At 29.4% G+C, this 24,078-nt stretch carries 28 protein-coding genes; 8 read left to right on the forward strand and 20 right to left on the reverse strand.

Going from position 1 to position 24,078, the window contains the following annotated elements:
- Positions 1 to 61: 61 nt before the first annotated feature.
- The 6 genes from FAY47_RS05395 to FAY47_RS05415 form a co-directional block, all read right to left on the reverse strand.
- On the reverse strand, positions 62 to 733 hold the full coding sequence (locus FAY47_RS05395; RefSeq protein WP_143315448.1) for a tetratricopeptide repeat protein: 672 nt from the start codon (positions 731 to 733) through the stop codon (positions 62 to 64).
- Positions 734 to 924: 191 nt separating this feature from the next.
- Positions 925 to 2,853, reverse strand: a complete 1,929-nt coding sequence (locus FAY47_RS05400; protein ID WP_143315449.1) for a DUF2075 domain-containing protein — start codon at positions 2,851 to 2,853, stop codon at positions 925 to 927.
- 245 nt (positions 2,854 to 3,098) lie between these two features.
- Positions 3,099 to 4,262 carry an HNH endonuclease domain-containing protein gene (locus FAY47_RS05405; RefSeq protein WP_143315453.1) on the reverse strand — a complete coding sequence of 388 codons (1,164 nt, stop codon included), beginning with the start codon at positions 4,260 to 4,262 and terminating at the stop codon, positions 3,099 to 3,101.
- A gap of 145 nt (positions 4,263 to 4,407) precedes the next feature.
- Complete coding sequence (locus FAY47_RS05410; RefSeq protein WP_143315455.1) at positions 4,408 to 5,094, reverse strand: nuclease-related domain-containing protein; 687 nt, start codon at positions 5,092 to 5,094, stop codon at positions 4,408 to 4,410.
- 64 nt (positions 5,095 to 5,158) lie between these two features.
- Positions 5,159 to 5,287: a hypothetical protein gene (locus tag FAY47_RS21145; RefSeq protein ID WP_279232037.1), complete on the reverse strand. Its 129-nt coding sequence runs from the start codon at positions 5,285 to 5,287 to the stop codon at positions 5,159 to 5,161.
- A 233-nt stretch (positions 5,288 to 5,520) separates the two neighbouring features.
- Positions 5,521 to 6,897: an aldehyde dehydrogenase family protein gene (locus tag FAY47_RS05415; protein ID WP_143315457.1), complete on the reverse strand. Its 1,377-nt coding sequence runs from the start codon at positions 6,895 to 6,897 to the stop codon at positions 5,521 to 5,523.
- Positions 6,898 to 7,811: 914 nt separating this feature from the next.
- Between FAY47_RS05415 and FAY47_RS05420 the strand changes: the two genes are divergently transcribed.
- The 3 genes from FAY47_RS05420 to FAY47_RS05430 are packed head-to-tail and all read left to right on the forward strand — an operon-like array spanning position 7,812 to position 9,941.
- On the forward strand, positions 7,812 to 8,468 hold the full coding sequence (locus FAY47_RS05420; protein WP_143315458.1) for a 3-oxoacid CoA-transferase subunit A: 657 nt from the start codon (positions 7,812 to 7,814) through the stop codon (positions 8,466 to 8,468).
- Entirely contained in the window at positions 8,469 to 9,170 is a 702-nt protein-coding gene (locus FAY47_RS05425) for a 3-oxoacid CoA-transferase subunit B (RefSeq protein WP_143315461.1), read from the forward strand.
- A 30-nt stretch (positions 9,171 to 9,200) separates the two neighbouring features.
- Positions 9,201 to 9,941: an acetoacetate decarboxylase gene (locus FAY47_RS05430; protein WP_143315463.1), complete on the forward strand. Its 741-nt coding sequence runs from the start codon at positions 9,201 to 9,203 to the stop codon at positions 9,939 to 9,941.
- A 281-nt stretch (positions 9,942 to 10,222) separates the two neighbouring features.
- Here FAY47_RS05430 and FAY47_RS05435 read toward each other — a convergent pair whose 3' ends face one another.
- The 14 genes from FAY47_RS05435 to FAY47_RS05495 form a co-directional block, all read right to left on the reverse strand.
- The gene (locus tag FAY47_RS05435; protein WP_143315465.1) at positions 10,223 to 10,552 is read right to left on the reverse strand and encodes a hypothetical protein; all 330 of its coding nucleotides are present in this window, start codon (positions 10,550 to 10,552) and stop codon (positions 10,223 to 10,225) included.
- Positions 10,553 to 10,566: 14 nt separating this feature from the next.
- Positions 10,567 to 11,061, reverse strand: coding sequence for a hypothetical protein (locus FAY47_RS05440; protein ID WP_207706222.1), 495 nt, complete (start codon positions 11,059 to 11,061; stop codon positions 10,567 to 10,569).
- Between the two features lie 244 nt (positions 11,062 to 11,305).
- Entirely contained in the window at positions 11,306 to 11,686 is a 381-nt protein-coding gene (locus tag FAY47_RS05445; protein WP_143315469.1) for a hypothetical protein, read from the reverse strand.
- Positions 11,687 to 11,872: 186 nt separating this feature from the next.
- A complete protein-coding gene (locus FAY47_RS05450) occupies positions 11,873 to 12,244 on the reverse strand; it encodes a hypothetical protein (protein WP_143315471.1) in 372 nt (123 codons plus the stop codon).
- Positions 12,245 to 12,379: a hypothetical protein gene (locus FAY47_RS21150; RefSeq protein WP_279232038.1), complete on the reverse strand. Its 135-nt coding sequence runs from the start codon at positions 12,377 to 12,379 to the stop codon at positions 12,245 to 12,247.
- A gap of 200 nt (positions 12,380 to 12,579) precedes the next feature.
- The gene (locus FAY47_RS05455) at positions 12,580 to 13,026 is read right to left on the reverse strand and encodes a hypothetical protein (protein ID WP_143315473.1); all 447 of its coding nucleotides are present in this window, start codon (positions 13,024 to 13,026) and stop codon (positions 12,580 to 12,582) included.
- A 12-nt stretch (positions 13,027 to 13,038) separates the two neighbouring features.
- On the reverse strand, positions 13,039 to 14,877 hold the full coding sequence (locus tag FAY47_RS05460) for a pre-toxin TG domain-containing protein (RefSeq protein WP_143315475.1): 1,839 nt from the start codon (positions 14,875 to 14,877) through the stop codon (positions 13,039 to 13,041).
- Positions 14,877 to 15,194 (reverse strand): hypothetical protein, encoded by a 318-nt coding sequence (locus FAY47_RS05465; protein ID WP_143315477.1) that lies wholly within the window; start codon positions 15,192 to 15,194, stop codon positions 14,877 to 14,879. Before FAY47_RS05465 ends, FAY47_RS05460 begins: the two co-directional genes overlap by 1 nt.
- A 4-nt stretch (positions 15,195 to 15,198) precedes the next feature.
- A complete protein-coding gene (locus FAY47_RS05470; RefSeq protein ID WP_143315479.1) occupies positions 15,199 to 15,825 on the reverse strand; it encodes a DUF5081 family protein in 627 nt (208 codons plus the stop codon).
- Between the two features lie 4 nt (positions 15,826 to 15,829).
- A complete protein-coding gene (locus FAY47_RS05475; protein ID WP_207706223.1) occupies positions 15,830 to 16,129 on the reverse strand; it encodes a hypothetical protein in 300 nt (99 codons plus the stop codon).
- Complete coding sequence (locus tag FAY47_RS05480; RefSeq protein ID WP_143315483.1) at positions 16,126 to 16,533, reverse strand: hypothetical protein; 408 nt, start codon at positions 16,531 to 16,533, stop codon at positions 16,126 to 16,128. The genes FAY47_RS05475 and FAY47_RS05480 overlap by 4 nt, the downstream gene beginning before the upstream one ends.
- 212 nt (positions 16,534 to 16,745) lie before the next feature.
- Positions 16,746 to 17,054: a nucleoside triphosphate pyrophosphohydrolase gene (locus FAY47_RS05485; RefSeq protein WP_143315485.1), complete on the reverse strand. Its 309-nt coding sequence runs from the start codon at positions 17,052 to 17,054 to the stop codon at positions 16,746 to 16,748.
- Between the two features lie 88 nt (positions 17,055 to 17,142).
- Positions 17,143 to 17,535 (reverse strand): Rrf2 family transcriptional regulator, encoded by a 393-nt coding sequence (locus FAY47_RS05490; protein ID WP_143315487.1) that lies wholly within the window; start codon positions 17,533 to 17,535, stop codon positions 17,143 to 17,145.
- 146 nt (positions 17,536 to 17,681) lie between these two features.
- The gene (locus FAY47_RS05495) at positions 17,682 to 18,716 is read right to left on the reverse strand and encodes an Ig-like domain-containing protein (protein WP_143315489.1); all 1,035 of its coding nucleotides are present in this window, start codon (positions 18,714 to 18,716) and stop codon (positions 17,682 to 17,684) included.
- Between the two features lie 370 nt (positions 18,717 to 19,086).
- On the opposite strand from FAY47_RS05495, the gene sufC reads away from it, so the two are divergent.
- Genes sufC through sufU form a run of 5 tightly spaced genes read left to right on the forward strand, consistent with a single transcriptional unit; the run spans position 19,087 to position 24,025 of the window.
- Positions 19,087 to 19,839, forward strand: coding sequence for a Fe-S cluster assembly ATPase SufC (sufC, locus tag FAY47_RS05500; protein ID WP_143315491.1), 753 nt, complete (start codon positions 19,087 to 19,089; stop codon positions 19,837 to 19,839).
- A 15-nt stretch (positions 19,840 to 19,854) separates the two neighbouring features.
- Positions 19,855 to 21,264 carry a Fe-S cluster assembly protein SufB gene (sufB, locus tag FAY47_RS05505; RefSeq protein WP_143315493.1) on the forward strand — a complete coding sequence of 470 codons (1,410 nt, stop codon included), beginning with the start codon at positions 19,855 to 19,857 and terminating at the stop codon, positions 21,262 to 21,264.
- A gap of 9 nt (positions 21,265 to 21,273) precedes the next feature.
- Complete coding sequence (gene sufD, locus FAY47_RS05510; protein ID WP_143315495.1) at positions 21,274 to 22,368, forward strand: Fe-S cluster assembly protein SufD; 1,095 nt, start codon at positions 21,274 to 21,276, stop codon at positions 22,366 to 22,368.
- A complete protein-coding gene (locus tag FAY47_RS05515) occupies positions 22,361 to 23,590 on the forward strand; it encodes a cysteine desulfurase (protein ID WP_143315497.1) in 1,230 nt (409 codons plus the stop codon). The genes sufD and FAY47_RS05515 overlap by 8 nt, the downstream gene beginning before the upstream one ends.
- A gap of 6 nt (positions 23,591 to 23,596) precedes the next feature.
- Complete coding sequence (gene sufU / locus FAY47_RS05520) at positions 23,597 to 24,025, forward strand: Fe-S cluster assembly sulfur transfer protein SufU (protein WP_143315499.1); 429 nt, start codon at positions 23,597 to 23,599, stop codon at positions 24,023 to 24,025.
- Positions 24,026 to 24,078: the final 53 nt, after the last annotated feature.

Here is a 24,078-nt window from a genome sequence, read left to right on the forward strand (position 1 = left end):
CAATATAAACTAAGTGGCACATTTGGTGTTTATATACACTAAATGTACCACTTTATTTTAATTACTTTAATAACTCTACAAAATCTGAAAACACTGCTATCTTTTTCTTTAATTCAAGAAAATCTCTAAACTCTGCTCCATCACCATCTTTAATTTCCTTCTTAAAAGATTCAAATTTATCTACAGATTCTTTAAGGCATAATAAGAAAATTTTTATATCATCTGTATATCCATTTTTAATAGCTTGTTCATAACAATCCAGAGCTTTTAATAGATCTTTTTCTACTCCGATGCCTATATAATAACAGTTCGCAAGACGATATGTTCCTATAGGCTCCCCAAGTTTATGTGCTTTCTTAAAGTATTTATAAGCTTTTTTTCTATCCTTCTTTTCTACACCATTTCCCTCAAGATACGCTAGTCCTAAACAGATATATGCTAAAGGATTTTCATTCTCTTTAGACATTACAAATAATTCTACTGCCTTATTGTAGTCTCTTTCTAATTTGTCACCATTATAATAACATGCCCCTAAATGACATTGAGCTTCCCCATGTCCATTTTTAGCTGCCATATTAAGCCACTTAATTCCTTCCTCATCGTTAACTTCAACTCCATCTCCGTTGAAATACATCTGAGCATACCTATATTGTTTTTCTACATTCTCCATATTAACTTTTTTAGCATCATATTTTAAGTCTTTTCTTCTCATTAAATCTATAACATTCTCCATAAGCTACCCCATTTAACTTTTTATTTACCCATAGTTTTTATCGTAGCTTTTTGTAATTAATTTATATCTTAATATATTCATTCTAAGTGGGGATTTTACATATTTAACACTCTATATTTATACTTCATAATTACGGTATAATATCCAAGTTAGAATATAGAAATGCCGTAGTAAGATGATGGGAAGGCTATTTACTTATTTAAAACTTTCACCTTCTCAATTTCCTTAACTCCAATCTGATGGCTAAACAGATTAATTCTTTCCTTAACATAATCACTAAGTGCCTTATCCTCACACCATATGTAACACCCTTTAAGCCCTCTAGTCATAAGGATTCTATAAGTATTTTTAATCAGCTCATCACTAATCTTTAAAGCCTTTTCTTTATCTTCCTTATATAATTTCTTAATTCCATTTAAGCTTTTATCTGTTTTGGCTCTCTTTGTGAAATCTGTTACTATCTTACCATCTTCAAATCTTAGATCATTTCCTATAATTACTCCAACATATTCAAATTCAAGACCTTGTGAAGTATGTATGCATCCACATTCATTTATAGAATCTTTGTCAATTGCCCATGTTGTGCTATTACTTAAGTTCCACTTCATTTTGAAATCATATTCCGGAAACTCTATATCATATTTATCATTATTTTGCTTTTTAGTTATCCACTCATAGCAATATCCTGCAAGGAGCCTAGCTTTATTATTTGTTTGATTTTTATCTTCTATAGCTTGTCTCATTTCTGTTGGACTATCAAACACCTTAAAATCAAAATCAAATTCAAATCCATCAAAGTTACCTGTTTCTCTTATGTCTAAAATATCATCAAGCCAAGAAATATATCCATCAGATCCATTACATCTAAATTGTGATGTAAGCTTTAACTTTCTAGTTTTCACAGATAATGCTTTAGCATGTTTTTCCACTTCTTCTATGCTTCCTATATCATCCATGGTAACTCTTTGATTGTTATCTACAAAAAATATAGATACTCTTGCTGTATTTATAATTTCTTTTATTTGATTTTCACCTTTATTCTTAAACATACCTGATTTGGCATTAAGTCTATGAGCTTCATCTACTATTAAAACATCTATTTCATTTTCTGTGGTATCAGTATATACACCTGATCCCTTAAATAAGTTATTTATGTATTTTTGAGTATAATTCCCTTTAAGCTTTTCTGTATAAACATATCTAGGTGCAGCATTTTTAGTTACATACTGACAATTTAGATTCATACTACATATCTTAACTAGAAGATTTATAGCTAGTACAGACTTTCCTGTACCAGGGCCACCTTCTACAATTATTGTTTTCTTTTTATTACTTTTAATAGAATTACGAACAGTTCTTATAATGCTTTCATAAGCTACTTTTTGATCATCTATCATGACAAATTCTTCATTTCCATCTATCATAACTTTTAGAGCATCTTGAAGTGACTTTGATGGACGTATTTTGCCACCTTCAATGTAGTAAATACCTTTGCCTTGATCTGCTTTTTTTACATATTTACAGATAAATTTTCTAAGCTTTATAGCATAGCCTTTTGTATAAGCTGGAGCTTTATGTAGCCAATTATTATAAACTTCACTTTCAAGAGGATCATTTTCTTCTTTCTTTATGTAGTTATGTAGATATGCGCAAGGATGTAATTTTATATTTTTCTTTTCTACTGCATCATTGTAATCTTCAATTAGACTTGCATATGACCATGCTTGATAAGATGGATGAGCCATTTTTACTCTACTGTTTCTTCTCATTGCAGTCCTTACTATGGCATCTTCATCTTCTACTGCCTCTACTTCATCCCACTGTTTAAGCTCTACTATGATTACATTTTCTTTATCCTCTTCATCAAGCCCAGTTAGGATAAAGTCTACTCTTTTTGATGTAGCAGGAATTTTGTACTCTATGGCAACTCCACATTCATCTGGAATGTCATTTGTGTTAAGTGCTTTGTACATGTATAGCATTGATCTATCCCATGCCTTGAATTCTGCTTCTCTGGTTTTTCCTATTTTGTTTTTGTATTCTCTATCTATTAGAATGCTGATTTCATCATTTGTTACATGATCCATGAAATCTTTTTTGCTTGCTTGATATACAATCACTTTCTTTTTCCCCTTTTGGTAATTTAATTTATTTAACAATTACTTTATTCTTTTAGTATTGCCCTATTTATGGTCTCATCAAATGAATCTTCTCCTACTTCTTTCGCACTTTTCGCATCAAAAAATATTCCTTAAGTTTTTCCACCTAAGCTAATTGCTTATAGTATTGAAATTTCTCTTTCATTGAAGAAATCAATGAATTTAACCTATTTATCATAAATTAATCTATATTTCCCTATCTACTTTTAAATAAAATTCTCCAAAACCACAAATCCCTGATTAGCAGCAATATTATACACAGGCATTATTTCTTGTTTTATTCTTCTATAAAACTCTTCCAAAGACTTTTCATTCTTAAATTTCTTAGCATCTTCAACCTTTAATATTTCTCTATATTCCTCAATTTGATTTTTTCTATTTTTATCCACAACATAAGAAAAAGCTTCATACTGTAATCCACAAAACTTGTTCACATAAGTATCACAATCTAACAAATTATCACTTTTCTTACTATTGACATTTTTAAAAGTAGGAACCAAATTCCACATCTGATCATGAAGCACAAAACTCCAAGGGATAAAATGATCAATACTTAAAACTCCATACTCTTTAAAATTTTCTTTAGTGAAATCTAAACCAGTATACAGATCCTTTATATGTTTCTCTTCAATTATTTCTTTCCATATATCTGCTTTTACTCCTAGTTTTCTATTTTTAGGAGCTTCCAATTTCATTGCTATCCCTGGTACATTTAGATTACGTTTTTGAAGAAAACATACAAGTTTGTAATATGCCCAGCCTTGAATAATCTTGTAATTATATTTTAAATAATTACCCCATTCTTTTTTAACTTTAATACAATTTTCATTTTCCTGATTTTTATATATTTCATAAATACACTTATTACTTTCCCTCGACAGCTCTTCTATTAACTTATTTACTTTTTTAAGACCTTTAAGCTTGTCCTCAAAGAATGGTGCTAAAAATCTATAAGGTACATTTAATGTTAGTTCCTTAAGCATCTTATTTAATTCTCTATCATCAGATTCATATATAAAACTTAAAAGCTTATTATTATCATAATTGCTAACAAAATTATAAGTGTCTGAAATATAATTAACTACCTTAGCTAAATTATCACATAACCCAAAACTAAGCTTACATTTTAATAGAGGATACCATGCTTTAACTACCATCCTACATATAAGTTTCCTAAATTCAATTTGTAAATTTCCAACTGAAATTTCATCCAATAAGGATAATAACCAATACATTTTGTAACTTGCAACTACCCTATCATCTTTTAATACTCTTGAAAAAGTCAAATAATCAACTTCATTACTGTATGGTACTTCTGAAATTTCTTTTGGCAATACTATAGATTTTTCTGAAACATATATTTTGCTCATAAAATTTACACCTACTTTTAATTCTTGTATCTACATTTTAACATATAATCTTAAATTCTCCTTATAATATAACTTCATATAAAATAAAAAAAGATATTAATCATCATAGTTTTTAGTAAAACCAATTAATATCTTAATCTATTATCTATCTCTTATTTTTAACTCTAATATTATTTATATGTTTCTTTTTCACATCATCTGACACACACGTATATGGCTTTAACTTCAAATAAATTTTATTAATTTTATCTTCACCATATCTTTCTTTAGAAATACTGCTAAGTCCATTTATTGCCCTAGTTAAATTATTTCTATTAACAACTTTAACCCTTTGTGACTCAACTGTTATTTTCTTTAATGTGCATCTCTCACTAAATACTATAACTGATTTTATAGAACTTTCATCTATGTTTAAAACCTTTGCTAAATTCTTTATGTGTGTATTATTTTGCATAATGGGATTATAGAATTTTTCCTTTCGTCCATTTGGAAATGTCTGCGTCCAATACCTACTCTTTTCATTTCCAAATATCCAACTACTATAATTTTTAGATTCAATAGCATAAATTCCAGTCTCATGTATGAATACTAAATCAATTTCCGTTGTTTCTCCATTCTGCTTTGGTAAATACACATTCGTAAGTATCTTCTTACAACCTTTTATATTTTCTAATTTGTTAAATGACAAATATTCGCCATAATTTCCTGCATTAAACCTAACTTCAAAATAGTTCTTCTTTGATTCTTTCTTGTAGTTGCTACTATTATATATCTCTATTTGAATAATTGCATATATTACAATTAATAAAATTAACAATAAAAATAAAATCAATTATATATTCCCCCTAAGATAAATTCATATTACTTACATATTATCACACTATATCCAAATACCCTTATAAATTTATTATTCTGAAAATAGAATTACACATATATTTACTATCTACTCTTTCCCTAATACCATTTCCTAAATGTACTAAACCACATTTAATAGATTTAGCTCCTTCTGTGAGTCGCTTTCTCATAATATCCTACACCCAAACTCTCCCAAGGCCCATTTTACCAGCATATTCTTCAGAATATTACCATATTACCATATATATTCTGCAGAATATCACCATAAAAGAATACTAATCCCCTTACTTAATTTCACACCTAGATAATGTGTAATTACCTCCTCTCACTAATCTTCTAAACAAAAAAGATATGGACTAGTTCTATCTAAAACTAATCCATATCTTTTTAAAACTTAAATATTTTATTTATCTCTATTTACAACTACGCATCTTCTTTGCCTTGTAAAAGTCCTTGCAGAAGTTATACCTTCTCCTGTAGGCCCAGCTATAGTGAATGTAGTAAAACCTTCACCTCCAAGACCTACTCCAGCAAAGGATTTAGAATTCTCAACAAAAATAGTAGTGTCTATTTCTTTTTCAAATCTATTTAAGTTTTCTATATCTTTTGAATACATATAAGCACTATGCTTTCTTCCTTGCTCTGCTTTTTTAGCACATTCTATTGCTTCATCAATATTTTTAACTCTTACAATAGGAAGTATAGGCATCATAAGCTCTGTCATAACAAAAGGATGGTTTGCATCTACTTCACATATTATACATTTGATATCCTTAGCTGAATCAATACCTATTTCACTCAATAATAATCTTGCATCTTTTCCTACCCATTTTTTATTAATTGCATATTCTATTTTTGAATCAGTATCTTTCTTTTCCAATACCAAATTAATCAATTTTTCTACACAATCCTCGCCTATTATCATGGCATTATTCTTAATCATATCTTTTATTAACTCATCAGCTACATTGCGAAAAACAAATACTTCTTTCTCTGCAATACAAGGCAAGTTATTATCAAAAGCACATCCCTCTATAATATTTTTTGCAGCATTTTCTATATCAGCAGTATCATCAACAATGACAGGAGGATTTCCTGCACCTGCGCATACAGCTTTTTTACCTGAGTTTAGGATTGCTTTTACAAGTCCAGGTCCTCCAGTTCCACATAGAAGTTTTACATTAGGATCCTTCATAATTATATCTAAAGATTCCATAGTAGGATCCTTTACCATAGTAACTAAATTTTCAGGACCTCCACAGGATAGTATTACTTTATTTATCATATGAACAGCAAATGCAACACATTTTTTTGCATTCGGATGTGCATTAAAGACTACAGAGTTTCCAGCTGCTATCATTCCTATACTATTACATATAACAGTTTCTGTAGGATTTGTTGAAGGAGTTATTGCTCCTATAACACCATATGGCGACATTTCTACAATGGTAAGTCCATCATCACCCTCCCAAGCAGTAGTAGTTAAGTCTTCTGTTCCTGGTGTATATTTAGCTAATAATTCATGTTTTAATATTTTATCTTCATAGTTTCCCATTTTAGTTTCTTCAAAAACAAGCTTTGCTAAAACTTCCTTATTTGCTAATGTAACACTTTTAATTTTCTCAATAAATTTCTCCCTGTCTTTTTTCTTATATGAAGAGATTAATTTTTTTTGAGCTTTTACAGCACTTTCAATAGCATCTTCTACTTTCTCAAATATACCAAGACAAGGAGTTTCCTTATCTATATCTTTTATTGAATCTATTAATGTATTTTCCATTTTACGTTACCTCCATATTTTAATAATATAATTATCAAAATAAAGTTTCAGCTTAAGTGAAAATTTAAAACTTTATCTTGATTTAGCGTGCAAATTTTAAGAATATTTACGTCAACATGGCCACCTCTAATTAATTAAGAAAACTATTATCGTCATAAGATATTGTTAAATCCTTCACACTTTAATGGACAGCATATCAAGTATATCATTAGGAGTGACACAATCTAAAAAGCATTTTCATTACTCTAATCCTATCTCTAAAACAAATCTTAAATATATAGTGCAATTAATTTATTCATGAGTACCTCCTTAAAATAGATGAGTCTTACATGATTATTGCTTATCCGGATAACTAAACCAACTAGTATATAGATATTATAATGCTAAAATATTACAAATAGTAATTTTATTTCCAAATAATTAGTGATAAATAAGTAAAGCGTTTACAATTAAAGATAAGATAGATATTTTTTTAACAAATAGCAGTAAAAAAGATTAAACCCAAAAAATTGTCAGAATATAAATAATATTTCTTTTAAAAGAATATAAAAATCTCAATTGTACCCATCTATAGGTACAATTTTTATGTATAGATACTTAATTATTTTTATCTATATCATTATATAATTAAGGTTTTTTGTCTAATTAAGGCGGATTTTCCATACCAATTATACTGCACAAATATAATTTTTGAAGCGTTTATGTCCATATTTTTATTTTATTAGCTATTTTGTTGAACCAAAACCAATTATATGAATTTATCACATTATTTCACATATAGTAAACCATTAATTTTAATAAAGCTAACTTTTTTGTTCAAAAATTACATTTCATTCATAAAAAGGATTATAATACAAATATACTAGTTAATAACAATTATCCGGATAAAAAAATAATATATATTGGAGGTACTCATGAATAAGCTATTTAAACCCAATGATTTAAAACCTATTTTTAAAGATGGAATGAGCATCATGATTGGTGGTTTTCTAGACTGTGGAACTCCTGATGACATAGTCGACTTATTAGTTGACTTAAATGTAAAAGATTTAACCATAATTTGTAATGATACTAGTTTCCCTGATCGAGGAATAGGCAAGTTAATTGTAAATAATCAAGTAAAAAAAGTTATCGCTTCCCATATAGGTACGAATCCAGAAACCGGAAACAAGATGTTATCAAAAGAAATTGAAGTGGAACTTTCCCCTCAAGGTACACTTATTGAAAGAATACGTGCAGCTGGATCTGGACTTGGTGGCGTATTAACTCAAACTGGTCTTGGTACAATCGTTGAAAATGGAAAAGAGAAAATTTCAGTTAATGGAAAAGAGTATTTGCTAGAAACTCCTTTAAAAGCTGATCTAGCTTTAGTAAAAGGAAGTATAGTAGACGAAAGTGGAAATACATTTTATAAAGGAACAACCAAAAACTTTAACCCTTATATTGCAATGGCTTGTGACAAAGTAGTTGTTGAAGCTGAAAAGCTTGTAAAAAGCGGCACTTTGAATCCTGAAATAATTATGACCCCTGCTCCACTAGTTGATTATATTGTTAAAAAGGAGGAATTCTAAATGATTAATGATAAAAAATTAGCAAAAGAAATTATAGCAAAAAGAGTAGCTGAAGAATTAGAATCCGGACAACTTGTAAATCTAGGAATTGGTATTCCTACTTTAGTGGCTAACTATATACCAGCTGACAAAGAAATTTTCATTGAATCTGAAAACGGAATAGTTGGAATGGGCTCCGCCCCAGCACCAGGAAACGAAGACAATGATATCACAGATGCTGGCGGACAATATACAACGATAGTACAATCTGGTTCATTTATAGATAGCTCAACATCTTTTTCTCTAATCAGAGGAGGTCATGTTGACGTTACTGTACTTGGTGCCTTAGAAGTTGATGAACACGGAAATTTATCAAATTGGATTATCCCAAGTAAACTAGTTCCCGGAATGGGCGGTGCTATGGATCTTGTAACAGGATCAAAGAAAGTAATTGTTGCGATGCAGCATACTGGTAAAGGAAAACCTAAAATTCTAAAAAAGTGTAGGCTTCCACTTACTGCAAAATCAAAGGTTAATTTAATAGTTACTGAACTTTGTGTAATTGAAGTTACAGATAGAGGGCTTTTACTAAAAGAAATTAATAAAGAAACGACTATTAATGAAGTTCAATCTTTAACAGAAGCAGAATTAATTATTCCAGAGTATGTAAAAGTAATGTTGACTAACTATTATATTTATACCTCTACGGAGAAACATGCTTAATTTAACTAATAAAGAAAGGATGGATCATATATGTTAGAATCTGAAGTATTAAAACAAATTACTACCCCACTAGGAGCTCCAGCGTTTCCTACAGGTCCATACAAATTTCACAATCGTGAATATTTAAACATTATATATCGAACCGATTTAGAAGCATTAAAAAAGATAGTACCTGAACCATTAAAAATAGAAGAACCCTTAGTTAAATTTGAAATGATGGCAATGCCAGATACTACAGGACTTGGTTCATATACAGAATGCGGTCAAGCAATACCGGTGACATTTAATGGTCAGAAAGGTGATTATCTTCATTGCATGTACCTAGATAATGAACCTGCTATTGCTGTAGGTAGGGAAATGAGCGCTTATCCCAAAAAACTTGGTTCACCAAAATTATTTGTTGATTCAGATACTTTGGTAGGCTCGTTAAAATATGGTTCTTTACAAATTGCAATTGCAACAATGGGTTATAAGCATAAACCCCTTAATTTTGATGAAGCAAAAAAACAAATTTGCAAACCAAATTTTATGCTAAAAATAATCCCAGGTTATGATGGAAAGCCAAGAATTTGTGAACTTGTTTCTGCGGAAATTACAGAGATTAAAATAAAAGAAGCATGGACTGGCCCTGGACGTTTACTACTATTTGAACATGCTTTAGCTCCAATGGCAGATTTACCTGTTCGTGAAATTATATCAGTATCCCATATTCTTACTGATTTGACTCTTCCACCTGCCAAACTAATTTATAATTATCTTAATAACAAATAGACATTTCCTATCGCTTTAACTCTTTACATAGGCTAAAATATAATAAAGTTTCTACATTATAAACTTGCTTATATATGTCTATATGTAGGAACTTTATTTTTAAATATTCTTATATGTTATCTCTGCTTTTTATATATTTTTTGAATCATACATTTATAGAATGTATTAGCTACTAAAAAATAATGAACCAGCCTACTTAAATTTCAGCTGATTCATTAAATCTTATTCATATTATACTCATCGCATATCGCCTTTATCAAATTGTTTGCTCATAGTAACTATTAGTCCTCATCATACATTAAATCATCTATTTCTTGCATATCTCTTGCAATATCACCATACATATCTATTAAGTTCATTAGAAAATCTATTGTAGTAACTCTATCATGTTCGTATATATCCACATTAACTCCTAAACTTATAATTTCTTTATATGCTTTTACTATTTTTTTTATTCCATCTTCATCTGTGTACCCACATACCATTACATACTCATTATTAGTTATTTTATCTTTAATCTCACCTATTGATAAATTGGTATATTTTCTTATACTACTAATACATTTTGCTATTTTATCATTGCTTTTTATTTTAATTCCTATATTATCCACTTATTTCCCTCCTATTAAAAATCATTTCTATCAATTATAGGCTCTCCAGGTCTGCTATTTTTAAAATTTCCTCCATGCCATCCATTTAAATGTTCATTTGTCGTAACTGGATATATTATTTCACCTCTATCTGCTAAATGAGGATATTTTGATGCACTATACGAATGATGTCCTTGAATAGACTTCCCATCATATTTAGGAGTTCTACCATTTAGAATATTTTCAATTTGTTCTGTTGTCCAATTACGCGTAGTGCTTTCTCCATTTATTATTCTTTCCATTTCTTGATTCCAGAATTGTTTAACCCCTTCACGTCTTCTAACTGAAAATCTTTTATTCCACTTATATGCTTCATATTCTGCTTTAGTTGCTGTTCTATTATCTATTTTACTTTTAATTTCTGACATTTTCTTTGAACTTAACTGCTTATTAGTTAACGGATGTTCATTTAAATCTAATCCAGTAACTCTTTCAGAAATTATTTCTTTTGCATTAGGGATACTAATCACCTTAATATCACCTGCTGCCTCATAAGCAAACCCAAGAATCCTGTCCTTATCTCTCTTATATTTTACAGCAATTGTGATTTTTTAGATATACTTTCCTTATCTCCACTATCTAAAACAGCTCTAAGTCTTTTTCCTTAGCCGCTTAACCCAAAATTATTACGTCTATTTGTTGGGATATTTATTTTTTAAAAACAAGAAAAAAGAGTTAACATTTTTTACGCTAACTCTTAATAAATTTATTTACCTAATATATTTCTGTTTTTTCAATACTGATAATTGCATCTTTTTTAGGAATTTCCCCTTCATAATAATATTTATCAACCATATGTAATCCTAATTGTTTTGCTACTTCAGGACTACCTGTTCCAACAAGATATGAATTATCTAATTCTTTATCAACATGTACACTTACGTTTCCTATCTTTGCAATTGTATTGCAACTATAAATTTCTTGTATATCACTTCTATTTACCTTTTTGCTAAATATACCGCAATTATATTTATCTGTAAAACTTTCATCTATCTTTGATTTATCTATAGTACGTATTTTACAATTGCCTTTCATATCACTACTAAATTCATACTCAATACTATTAATCAAACAAAAGTTACCATTTTTAATCATTGCTTCCTCCTTATTTCATTGGCATAAATTTAACAATATCATCGTCAAATATTCCAACTATCTTATCGATCCCGTCAACTACTTCATGAAATTCAGCTCCATCTATCAGATTAAGCTCTTCACAATTTCAATGCTATTCTCTAAATCCTTCATATTTATAATTACTATCATTTAATTTAATTGAAATCAAACCTTATAATCATAAACTGCCCAATATTTTTCGCCTTCACTCAATGATACCCACTTTTGGAATGTATCCTTAAGAACACGCTCAAATCCTAAGCTAATTAAATCATAAGATCTTGGTCCTGTTTCAAGTAAAACCTTATCATTATCTTCTTTTCTAATAAGAAACCTATCATTATTATATTTGAAACACAATGTCTTTTTGTATATTTTAGAACACTCTTCTCTCACAACATCTTTAGAATAAGTTCCCATAAAATCAACAAAGCCTTCTGTTGGTATTTCACTTAATAGACAAACCACTCCATTATTTTCAAAACAACATTTATATTCTATCCCTTTATATACAGCAAATTGTCCATTTCCCTTCATCTATCTCATCTTCCACCATTGATTACTATATCTAATAGCAACAATTTTTTCTGTTTCACTCCCTCTTGATACTTCATAAATTACAAAACCATCATCTAAAAAACAATATTGAGAATTTCCATGCATTATTTTCATTAAGTCCTAGAACATTTGAGCCGTATTTACATCATCGATTGTTGTTCCACCATAGCTTCTTGTTACTAATGCTTCTGTATCAATTGTATATATTAATTTAGATGCTAAAATTAATAAATCAGCCTACTTAATTTCAGCTGATTCATTTCAACTTCTCATTGCTCTATAAAAACTATTTACAAAAATAGAACTTCTCTTTCTTAGCTATTTGAGTAATATTGATTTAAATTGTTTATGCCCTTAATAAAATTTATAATAGAATTTTCATCTGTCATTAAATTACTTAAATAAAGTAAAAAATCAAATTCATCTTCATCATCTCCGAAGGTCAAAACAAATGGACTTATATATGGTTTATATTTAATATTACAAACAAGGATTCCCTTTATTTTCACTCTAAAATCACGCCTACCATCTTCTAACATTTCATTTGTGCAATTTATTTCATCTGGCTTAGTTTCATAACTCTTATCATTATATTGAAAATACAATTTATCATCATCAATATATAACCCTAATAGTTCACCATCCTCACTAAATCCACCTACACCTTGACGTATATCACCTGTTTTTTCAACTACTGTATATCTTAAATTATCTATTTGAATGCAAGTATCTATCTTAGAATAATTCCTTAATATAATCAATACTAATCCCTCCTAATGTATTAATCCTAATAATGTATTTATTACATCATCTTTTACCATTGACTTTTGAATTATAATTTCCCATATTTGTTCATCAGATGTAAACATCCCTTTATCTATATAGTTTTCTTTCATCCTATTAAACATACCTTCAACAGTCGGTCCTATTGGATTCCCATACTTTTTAATATTTCTAGCTTCTAATCCTGCTCTCTCTTCTACCCTCATATTTGCTCTAGCTGTAACTTTCTGTTGATTACGTGCATCAACAACATGTTTTGCTATATCTTCTTTAGAAAATCCTTCTGAAGACATTCTCTCAATATCAATTTCTAATTGTTTAGATGCTTCAATATAATCCCTTCTAACATTTTGCATTCCTTTTGCCCAATCTACATCAGTAAAATCATATTCTGGTTTATGATATGCAGTGCCTTCATTTGGCAAATACCCATATGCCCCATTATCATCAGGATATATCTGTTTAAGTACATATGGCTTTACTTCTTCTAAAGGTATTCCTTCACCAGTTTTACCTATTACAGCAATCCTTGCACCCTTCGCATCAACAAACCCAAGAATCCTGTCCTTATCTCCCTTATATTTTACAACAACTTGCGCTAAGTTTTCTATAGTTTCCTTATCTCCACTATCCAAAACAGCTCTAACTCTCTTTGATTCTTCAGCAGTTAGCCCAAGATTATCAACCTCAGTTACTATCTTTCTCAAATTCTCGTTACTTCTATAAATCCTCTCAAATTCTCCAGCTCCAAGGCTGCTTAGCCTTAAACTTTTATCCTTAGTTCCATCTTGTATGGTTTTCATAAAAGTTTTATAAGCATCTGGAGTTTCTATCCTCATGTTGTCTAAAAAGCCACCACTTTCAACTCCCTTAACTCTAGCAGAAACTGTACCTCCATATTTCGATACTCCCATAGCACTAATTCTAGTTCCCTGGTAGGCAAGTAGCCCTACCCATGGTGGCAATCCTGCTTTTTCTGCTGCTTCCATAGAAATATAGCCTGTCCCCATGGCGCCTACATTTCTCATAAGTTCCTTTCCCGAAACCTTAAGTAATTCCTTAGCACCATATTTACTTCCTACCTTTATTAGCACAGCTCCATCTCCTACTAGAGGTATTGCTGACAATGCACTTAAAGCTCTCTCTGCATCTGATAACTTTCTTTGGGTTATTAAATCCATTCCTATAACAGCTTCAACTAATCCCTTAGCATCTCCTACTATTGGAATTACATCAAGACCAAGGGATACCCATTTTTTCCATGCCTTTTCATAAGTTACATCTGCACCTTCTATAGTTTGTTTTAGATACTTACCATACTCATCGATATATTCTTCATTATTATTTTTAGCATTTTCCTTGTATTCTTCATATTGCTTTTTCATAACATCTGATACGCCTTCGTACGTAAGTAAATCTTGAAAAGTTAACCCTGCCTTTTCTCTTGTGTATTCATAACCTTCTTCTGTTACTCCAGATTCTTCTATTCCTAAGTTATTTTTTACAGATATATCTTCAATCCTTATAAGTCCCAAGTCTTCCAAGGCATCTTCCTGCTCTGAGAAAAAGTCACTGTCGACACTGCTATCATAGTATCCACACAGCCCTTTAAAAACTGTATACCTTTGAGACCAATTAAAAAGTTCATTAATCTCATTATCAAGAGGAGAATAATCTATGTATCCAAGTCCACCATCACTATTAATTAATTCTACTGCTTCTTTTGCTACTCTATTTGCCTCATATAAATTTCTACCACAATTATTTAAAGCGTACTCAGCATTTGAACATCTTGAATTGATTTGCTCATCTATTGAAAAATCCCTCATTATTTTCTCTCCTCTGCTATCATTTTCAAGACTTGAGCTAATTTTTCATCTTCTTCTGCAAATTTTTGTAATATACTATAAACATATGAAGCTGTAATTTGAAGGTAATTAACTAAACTAACTAATTGTCCATTTAAACCGTTATTAAACTGCTCTAAATTTTCTTTAGTCTTTCCAAGATAGCCATTTCCTCCATCTAAAAAACTCTTCATCCCTTCATCATACATTTGAAGAGCATCATTATAACTTTGAGCTATAATCATAATTTTATTTATAACTATAAACAAGTCATTGCCTACTTCTATGTGATCTGCCATCTCTCTAACTCACCTCCATGTTATATAGCTTTAGTATTTCTTTTCTTACTTCCAATGGATTAACAATGATTGCTTTCTCTTTTAAAAAATCATATTTAAATAAATTGTTCTCCTCAATGTAGTAAGCATTACTAAAAATGATCTTTCCTTTATTCACTTTTTGAATGTATAAAATATCTTTACTATCTTTGACCAGCCCTTTATCTTGGAAAAAATTCTTTATAGGAATATCTATTGAATGTTCCACCTCTTCTTTGTTTCCCCATAGAAATTCGTATTGTTTTACTATATTAAATATCATGGCTTCTTTAGTTGTCTTCTTAAATAACACTCTACCATCCTCTTCTGGCTTGAAATATATTAGAAAATTACTTTTATCCATAGCCATAACTAAATCATTTATCCAAATATAATCTTTAGCTTTTTTATATTTCTCTAGATTTCTAAGTATAAGAAAAGATAGATCATTAATAGAACCATCTTTATTAAGTATCTTTTCTTTTATTAGGTTTTCTTTTATTTTTGATGCACCAAACAGTTCTAACTTCTCACCATTATAAGGTGTAATCCCATAGATGTTTTTACCATCTAATGCTCTATTTAGATAATATAGTTCATTTACTGAAATCATGTTCTTACCTCCATGGGCTAATTATTTCTGAACTACTCATGAAATCACTAGCTTTTTCATAGAATTTCTCCATTGAATTACAATTCTTTTCTGCTACTGGTATAAGATTTTTACTAAGTTCGCTGCAAAGATCTAATAAACTAATTACAGCTTCCTTATTCTTACCACTCCAATTAAACTGATCTCCCCTAATACTAGAAACTAACTCACTTAATGCACTATCTGACTCTACTAATAATTCATGCGCTTTTTTAACTTTCTCTATATCTGAATCCATACTTGATTTTGCTCTGTACTGCATCAATCATATTTCTCCTTCCACTTTTTCTTAAGCTCTCTATCTTCCTCTTCACACTTATCTACATAATAATCATATAATTCCCTGGACTTATCTATTTTGCTAGCTATTTCACTGCTAACATATCTTAGATGTTCCCTATAATTATCAATTTTGTTCTTTAGTTCCCTTGATCTTTCAAAAAATAAGTCCACAGCCTCACCATAAAGATTACTATCTTCATCATAGACTTGATAGAAATTACTAACAGCTTGATCACACTCACTTATTTCTCTATCTAACTCACTTTTATAACTTTCTAACTTCTTCATTTTTCTCTTGTAATTATCTCGTTTACTCTCATATGCTGATGTATAAAATAAGTCACTTATTTCATAAAACATAAGATCACCTGCCTTAAAATTGCTCATAAAAAAATGGGTTAATACTAAAAAGTATTAACCCATGTAAAAATATAATATTTTTTATCGCTTGCATTAAATAATAATTTAAGTAAATTAATCTCCCACAGATTCAACTCACTTAATGTCTTTTTGAATTATACCACAATATGAGTTTATTGTACATAATTTCCTATGAAGGAGTATAAAACTAAATAGAATTCTAATCTCAATTTATATCTCTATCTAACAGACTTTAATACTATTCCTTCTTTAAATCCCCCACGTTCCTCATTTTTATTTGCTCTAGCTTTTAAAAGTTCCTCTTCACTAAACCCCAAAGCATTAGCAAGTCCAAATAGAACTTCCATTACATCAGCTAATTCTTCTAAATTTTTATCTTCTAAAAATTCTTCTACTTCTTCCTGTAATTTCGCTTCTAAAAGATCATATCTTTCCTTTTCTGGTGCAATTATAAATTCACACTCTCTTCCACTCTTCTTTATTATTTCTGGGATTTTATCTCTCACTAACTTTTCATACTTTTTCATTTATTCTCACCTTTTCTTCTAAATTGGCTATATAGTATAAATAATAAACTATAGGATTTTGCCATCCCCCGACCAATTCAATTAAAACCTATAAAATATCTTGAAGAGTATATTTACTAACTTCATCTATAAAAGCAGTTAATGCATCTCCTAATATAGCTTTAAACTTACAATCAAAATAATTACATTCATGCCTTGCACTAGAAAAACATTCTAATAAATTTAATTTTTCTTCAGTAATAACTAAAATCTTTCCTAAATTTATATCCTTAGGCTCCATCCCAAGCTTTAACCCACCATTTCTTCCTTTAGAAGATACTATATATTCCGTTTTTGCTAACCTATGAACGATTTTCTTTACATGATGTTCTGATACTTCAAGGCTTGAAGCCAATTCTTCTACTGTGCATAATTTATCTTGATTTTCTGCTAAATATATTAAAATTCTAAAAGCATAATCTGAAAACTTTGATAAGTTCATACTCTCACGTCCCTTATATCTACTCATTATTATTCATTATATCAGAAAAAAAATTAATTAACATTAATGCAAAATTTAAATTCTAATATATACTAATTAGAAAACCATCCTACTTATATAAAATAGAATCGTTTTTGTTTTTTTATCTAAGCTGATCTTAAACTTTTTATTATATTACTGCAATCTTTTTTCATAGTTTGATATAATTTAAACTTAGAATCATTTTCAGATAATCCAATGTCTGTTGGTCCTCCAACTAGATACTGTTTCCCATTTATAGTCCTATGAATACCATCATAAATATTATCTAAATTGTCTCCATTAGAAAAATCATGCATATCACTACTTATTGTAAATAGCCAAGCAGATCCATTATCATTATCTTCATGTTTCATATAAACTGTTATTTGTATTCCATCATCTTTAACTATATAATTATTTTCCCAACTTGCTGGCATATCAAAAGAAACTCCTAATCCTTTACTACTATAAGTTATTGTTTTATTATTTACACTTTTTTCATTTTGAATAGTATCTTTATTAGATGATTTATTACCTTCATTTGTTTGTTTAACAACTTCTTTTATAGTTAATTTTAATTGAACTTTTCTTCCATACTCTTCTACATATCCATCAAAAGTAAATATACCCAAATTGGAAGTATCAATATCTTTTTTATTCCATTGAATATTTACAGGATTAGTGGCTGTATCTATTGGAATAGTTTTAGGATTTGGTAAACTGTAGTCATCTCCTTGAGTTATTGTATCTTCTAATTGTATAATTGAGAATTTTGATTTTATATCTTCTAAAACTTGGGTCATTGAATCTTTAGATACATTATTGTCTATTGCTAATTTTATAATATAATAAGCATCATCAAATCTTTCAGCCTTCATATAAGTGTCTTTGACTTGTAGATAGATATCTTCATTAGCTTTATCTTTTGAAATACCTTTTTCATAACAATCTCTTGCTTCAGAAAATTTTCTAGACTCTAAAAATGTATTCCCCTCTTCAATTAATTTTAATATTTCAGCTCTTGTAGATTTTAAATTATCTTTAACATCATTAGCTAATACTATTTCTTTATCTTTTAACTTACAACCATATTGAGGGATAACAAGAAAACTTCCTAAAATTATAAATCCAAATATTTTTAATAAAAATCTTTTTTTCATAAATATATTTCTCCTTTAACCTATATTTAAATTATAGCCGTCACTTATTTCTAATTTCAGTATTTGTATTTTCAACTATTAACAGTTGAATTTAATAGATATTTTTTCTTATAAGTTTGTACTCCTCTCTATCCATAATTAAATAATAAACTAAAAATATGTCTAAAGTTGATAAATTTATTTCTAACTTGTTAACAAAATAATATACTTAAAAATAAAATCATTTTCATGTAAAATTCTACAAAATAAAATGTGTATTTATATTGCACATTAAAATTTCCTGTGCTAATATAAAAGTGTATTTAAAATACACATTTAATTTTAAACTTAATATTATATATAAATCAAAAAATATTTGAGGTGATTTTTAATGGGTAATAGTTTATTAAAAGTAAACAACTTAAAGATAGAAGCAGATGAAAAAGAAATATTAAAAGAATTAAATCTTGAAATCAACAAAGGAGAAATCCATGTAATAATGGGTCCTAATGGAGCTGGTAAGTCTACTCTTGCTAATGCATTAATGAATAATCCAAAATATAAAAGATTAAATGGTGATATAGAATTTGATGGCGAAAACATAAATGATTTAAAAACTGATGAAAGAGCTAAAAGAGGATTATTCTTATCATTTCAATATCCTGAAGAAATTCCAGGAATAACTGTAGAGAACTTTTTAAAATATGCTAAAAGGTCAAACGATGGGACTGTATTAAAACATTTCAAATTTGATCTAGACTTAAAAAAGAATATGAAAGAATTAAAAATGGATGAAAGCTATGCAAAGAGGTATTTAAATGTAGGATTCTCAGGCGGCGAAAAAAAGAAAAATGAAATACTACAAATGCTTACTCTAGCGCCTAAACTTGCTATCTTAGATGAATCTGATTCAGGACTAGATGTTGATGCCATAAGAATTGTTTCTAAAGGAATAGAAATGTTCTCAAATGAAGAAAATGGAGTTTTAATCATAACTCACAACACTAAGATATTAGAAAATTTAAAACCAGATTACGTTCATGTCTTAGTTGATGGAAGAATCGTTAAAACTGGTGATTGCAACTTAGCTAAAGAAATTGAAGAGAAAGGCTACGAATCTTTTAAAGAAAACTTAACAGTTTAAAGGTGGTGAATTTTAATGGAAAATAGGAAAAAGACCTATATAGATGAAATGGATAGAGGAATATATGATATAAAAAATGAAGATAGTTTTAGCTTTAAGTCTAAGAAAGGATTGACTAAAGAAATAATAGAAACTATTTCAAAAGAAAAAAATGAAGCTGAGTGGATGAGAGAATTTAGATTAAAATCTTTAGAAATATATAACAAACTTACTCTTCCATCTTGGGGTCCATCTTTAGAAGAATTAGATATGGATAACATAGTAACTTATGTACGTCCAAAAAGTAATTTAGTTGGGTCATGGGATGAAGTACCTAAAGATATAAAGAAAACCTTTGATCTTTTAGGAATTCCCGAAGCAGAAAAGAGTGCCCTTGCCGGTGTTGGAGCTCAATACGACTCTGAGGTTGTTTACCATAGTATAAAAGAAGATTTAGTTAAACAAGGTGTTATTTATACTGACATGGAAACAGCTCTTAAAGAGCATGAAGATATAGTTAAAGAATATTTTATGAAATGCGTAACTCCAAATGACCATAAATTTGTTGCACTTCACGGGGCTGTATGGTCTGGTGGCTCATTTGTATATGTACCTAAAGGTGTTAATGTTGATATCCCCCTCCAATCATATTTCAGATTAAATTCCCCAGGTGCAGGACAATTTGAGCATACATTAATAATTGTAGATGAAGGAGCAAAACTTCATTTTATAGAAGGCTGTTCAGCCCCAAAATATAGTGTAACTAATCTTCATGCAGGTTGTGTTGAACTTTATGTTAAAGAAGGAGCAACCCTTAGATATAGTACAATCGAAAACTGGTCAAAAAACATGCTTAACTTAAATACTAAAAGAGCAATAGTTGAAAAGAATGGAACTATTGAATGGATTTCAGGTTCCTTTGGTTCACAAATTTCAATGTTATATCCAATGAGCATATTAAAAGGTGAAGGTGCAAGAGCAGAATTTACAGGAGTATCTTTTGCAGGTAAAGGACAAGACTTAGATACAGGAGCCAAAATTATACACGCTGCTCCAAATACTTCATCCACAATAAACTCAAAATCAATTTCAAGAAATGGTGGGAAAGCTACTTATAGAGGTGTTCTAAAGGTTAACTCAAATGCTTATAACTCCAAATCTATGGTGTCTTGTGAATCTTTAATGCTAGACAATAAATCTAAATCAGACACTATTCCTGTTATAGATTTATTAAATGATGATGTAGAAATAGGACATGAAGCTAAAATAGGAAGAATAAGCGATGAATCTATTTTCTACTTAATGTCTAGAGGTATAAGCGAAGATGAAGCTAAGTCAATGATTGTAAGAGGCTTTGTTGAACCTATATCGAAGGAATTACCTTTAGAATATGCAGTTGAAATGAATAATTTAATCAATATAGAATTAGAAGGAAGTATTGGGTAGGTGATATTAATGGAAGCTATAAATTTTGATAATTTAAATAAGACTCCCGTAAGGACAAAATCCTGGCTTAACATTAATGATATAAGCCTCGGAAAATTAAATATAGAAGAAATCAAAGAATTTAACAATGTAACTATTAAAGGTGAGGTTAATGGAGTTAATATTCAAAAACTAAAGAATAATAATCTCTTTCCTATATATAAAGAATTTATATATGGTGTAAGTGAAGAACTTATAAAGCAAGGTAATGAACACTTTAATAATGGCTACTTAATAACAATAAGTGAGAGTATTAAAGAGCCAATAATTTTAGAATTTGACTTTGATAAGGATAATAAAACCTTAATAGATAACTTAATTATCCTTGGCAAAGAAAATTCAAAGGCAGAAATTATAGTAAAATATAAATCTTTAGATAACTCAGATGGGTATCATAACGGAATTTGCACAGTATACTCTATGAAAAACAGTAATATTAAACTTGTTAAAGTTAATTTATTAAATGATAATATAATACATTTTGACTCAAATGTCTCTGATGTGGACTCTTTAAGCACAGCTGACTTTGTTTCAATAGACCTTGGAAGTAAGTATAGCATTACTAATTATCATGCTGATCTAAAAGCTGATTCTTCAACTTCAAATATAGATTCTATCTATTTAGGAGGAAACAAAAAAGTTATAGATATAAACTATATTGTTACCCACACAGGAATAAATAGTAAATCAAATATGAATGTTAAAGGAGCCTTACAAGGTGAAGCAAAGAAAGCCTTTAAAGGAACAATAGATTTTAAACGTGGATCATCAAAAAGTGTAGGTTCAGAAGATGAATATTGCATGTTGCTTTCAAAGGAAGCTAAAGCCAAAGCAATGCCAATACTATTATGTGGAGAAGATGATGTTTCTGGAGAACATTCCGCATCTTCAGGAAGAATAGATGAAAATAAATTATTCTATTTAATGTCTAGAGGACTTAGCTATGATGAAGCAAAAATTATAATAGTTAGAGCAGCCTTTAACCCTATAATAGATAAAATCAGTGACCCAAATATCATTGAAGAAATCTTAGAACAAGTGGACAGGAGTTTGAAAAATGAGTAATAAAAACTTTTTAGAAGACTTCCCTGTTTTACAGGCTGATGCAAATGGGGAAAGACTAATTTATTTAGATAGTGCTGCAACAACACAAAAACCAACTCAGGTTATAGAATCTATAGAAAATTATTATAAAACTAACAATGCAAACCCTCATAGAGGTGCATATAAACTTAGCATTGATGCTACAAAAGCTTATGATGATGCTAGAAAAAAGGTTAGAGATTTCATAGATGCAGAATTTTCAAAAGAAATTATTTTCACCAAAAATGCCACTGAAGGTTTTAATCTCCTCTCCTCCTCCTATGGCATGAGCAATATAAATGAAGGTGATGAAATTGTTATTTCAATTGCAGAACATCATTCTAATCTTATACCATGGCAACTTGTTGCAAGAGCTAAAAAAGCAATTTTAAAATACATGTACGTAAATGAAGATGGTGAAATTACAAAAGATGAAATCAAAAATAAAATAACCCCTAAAACTAAATTAGTTAGCATAACCCATGTATCTAACGCCCTTGGCACAATAAATCCAGTTAAAAATATTATTGATTATGCACACTCTATGGGGGCTAAAGTTATAGTTGATGGAGCTCAAAGTATACCTCACATGAAAGTAAGTGTTAGAGATTTAGATGCAGATTTTTTAGTATTTTCAGCTCATAAACTTCTAGGTTCAATGGGACTTGGAGTAGTATATGGTAAGAAAGAACTGCTCCAAAATATGCCTCCATATATAGTTGGTGGAGATATGATTGAATATGTCTATGAACAAGAAACAACCTACGCTGAGCTTCCTGCTAAATTTGAAGGTGGAACTCAAAATGTAGAAGGTGCTGTAGCCCTAGGTGCAGCTATTGATTATTTAAATGAAATAGGTATGGATAAAATTTCTGAAATAGAACATGAATTAATAGTATATGCCTTAGAAAAACTTAACGCTCTTCCATATGTAAAAGTATATGGCCCTAAAAATATAGATCACAGAAGTGGTGTTATTTCCTTTGATATAGAAGGTGTTCATCCCCATGATGTTGCCTCAGTTTTTGATAGCCATAATGTTGCAATAAGGTCAGGCAACCACTGTGCTCAACCCCTAATGAGATTTATGGACATTAATGCAACTTGCAGAGCTAGCTTCTATTTATATAATACAAAAGAAGATGTAGACAAATTAATTGAAGCAATAGAAAAAACATATACAATGTTTTCAAAATGGAGGTAATTTATTATGGATTTAAACTCAATTTATACAGAATTGATAATGGAACACAGCACATCAAAGCATAATAAGAGGAAATTAGAAAATCCAAATATTCATGAAAAAGGTCATAACCCAAGTTGTGGAGACGAAATAACTTTAGAGCTTAAATTAAAAGAAGATATTATAGAAGACTTAGCTTTTACAGGTCAAGGATGTGCTATATCTCAAGCATCTACTTCTATTATGATAGATTTAATTAAAGGAAAACCTATAGAAGAAGCCTTAAAACTTACTGAAACCTTTATTGGAATGATTAAAAGAGAAATTATAGATGATGAAGAATTATATGCATTAGAAGATGCTATGGCTTTTAAAAACATTTCTAATATGCCTGCTAGAGTTAAATGTGCAGTTCTTGCTTGGCACACTCTTAAAGAAGCTTTAGATAACAGATAGTATAAATTTATAATAAGACTATGCTTTAGTATAATTCTAAAACATAGTCTCTA

It is taken from the genome of Clostridium sp. HBUAS56017 (genome assembly GCF_007115085.1).
GTDB classification, from domain to species: domain Bacteria; phylum Bacillota; class Clostridia; order Clostridiales; family Clostridiaceae; genus Clostridium; species Clostridium cibarium.

Excerpts from the sequence above, each read along its gene's own strand:
- FAY47_RS05395 (WP_143315448.1), bottom strand. The coding sequence starts at position 733 with ATGGAGAATGTTATAGATTTAATGAGAAGAAAAGACTTAAAATATGAT.
- FAY47_RS05405 (WP_143315453.1), bottom strand. The coding sequence starts at position 4,262 with ATGAGCAAAATATATGTTTCAGAAAAATCTATAGTATTGCCAAAAGAA.
- FAY47_RS21145 (WP_279232037.1), bottom strand. The coding sequence starts at position 5,287 with ATGAGAAAGCGACTCACAGAAGGAGCTAAATCTATTAAATGTGGTTTA.
- FAY47_RS05415 (WP_143315457.1), bottom strand. The coding sequence starts at position 6,897 with ATGGAAAATACATTAATAGATTCAATAAAAGATATAGATAAGGAAACT.
- FAY47_RS05420 (WP_143315458.1), top strand. The coding sequence starts at position 7,812 with ATGAATAAGCTATTTAAACCCAATGATTTAAAACCTATTTTTAAAGAT.
- FAY47_RS05425 (WP_143315461.1), top strand. The coding sequence starts at position 8,469 with ATGATTAATGATAAAAAATTAGCAAAAGAAATTATAGCAAAAAGAGTA.
- FAY47_RS05430 (WP_143315463.1), top strand. The coding sequence starts at position 9,201 with ATGTTAGAATCTGAAGTATTAAAACAAATTACTACCCCACTAGGAGCT.
- FAY47_RS05445 (WP_143315469.1), bottom strand. The coding sequence starts at position 11,686 with ATGATTAAAAATGGTAACTTTTGTTTGATTAATAGTATTGAGTATGAA.
- FAY47_RS05450 (WP_143315471.1), bottom strand. The coding sequence starts at position 12,244 with ATGAAGGGAAATGGACAATTTGCTGTATATAAAGGGATAGAATATAAA.
- FAY47_RS21150 (WP_279232038.1), bottom strand. The coding sequence starts at position 12,379 with ATGAAAATAATGCATGGAAATTCTCAATATTGTTTTTTAGATGATGGT.
- FAY47_RS05460 (WP_143315475.1), bottom strand. The coding sequence starts at position 14,877 with ATGAGGGATTTTTCAATAGATGAGCAAATCAATTCAAGATGTTCAAAT.
- FAY47_RS05465 (WP_143315477.1), bottom strand. The coding sequence starts at position 15,194 with ATGGCAGATCACATAGAAGTAGGCAATGACTTGTTTATAGTTATAAAT.
- FAY47_RS05470 (WP_143315479.1), bottom strand. The coding sequence starts at position 15,825 with ATGATTTCAGTAAATGAACTATATTATCTAAATAGAGCATTAGATGGT.
- FAY47_RS05480 (WP_143315483.1), bottom strand. The coding sequence starts at position 16,533 with ATGAGCAATTTTAAGGCAGGTGATCTTATGTTTTATGAAATAAGTGAC.
- FAY47_RS05485 (WP_143315485.1), bottom strand. The coding sequence starts at position 17,054 with ATGAAAAAGTATGAAAAGTTAGTGAGAGATAAAATCCCAGAAATAATA.
- FAY47_RS05490 (WP_143315487.1), bottom strand. The coding sequence starts at position 17,535 with ATGAACTTATCAAAGTTTTCAGATTATGCTTTTAGAATTTTAATATAT.
- FAY47_RS05495 (WP_143315489.1), bottom strand. The coding sequence starts at position 18,716 with ATGAAAAAAAGATTTTTATTAAAAATATTTGGATTTATAATTTTAGGA.
- sufC (WP_143315491.1), top strand. The coding sequence starts at position 19,087 with ATGGGTAATAGTTTATTAAAAGTAAACAACTTAAAGATAGAAGCAGAT.
- sufB (WP_143315493.1), top strand. The coding sequence starts at position 19,855 with ATGGAAAATAGGAAAAAGACCTATATAGATGAAATGGATAGAGGAATA.
- sufD (WP_143315495.1), top strand. The coding sequence starts at position 21,274 with ATGGAAGCTATAAATTTTGATAATTTAAATAAGACTCCCGTAAGGACA.
- FAY47_RS05515 (WP_143315497.1), top strand. The coding sequence starts at position 22,361 with ATGAGTAATAAAAACTTTTTAGAAGACTTCCCTGTTTTACAGGCTGAT.
- sufU (WP_143315499.1), top strand. The coding sequence starts at position 23,597 with ATGGATTTAAACTCAATTTATACAGAATTGATAATGGAACACAGCACA.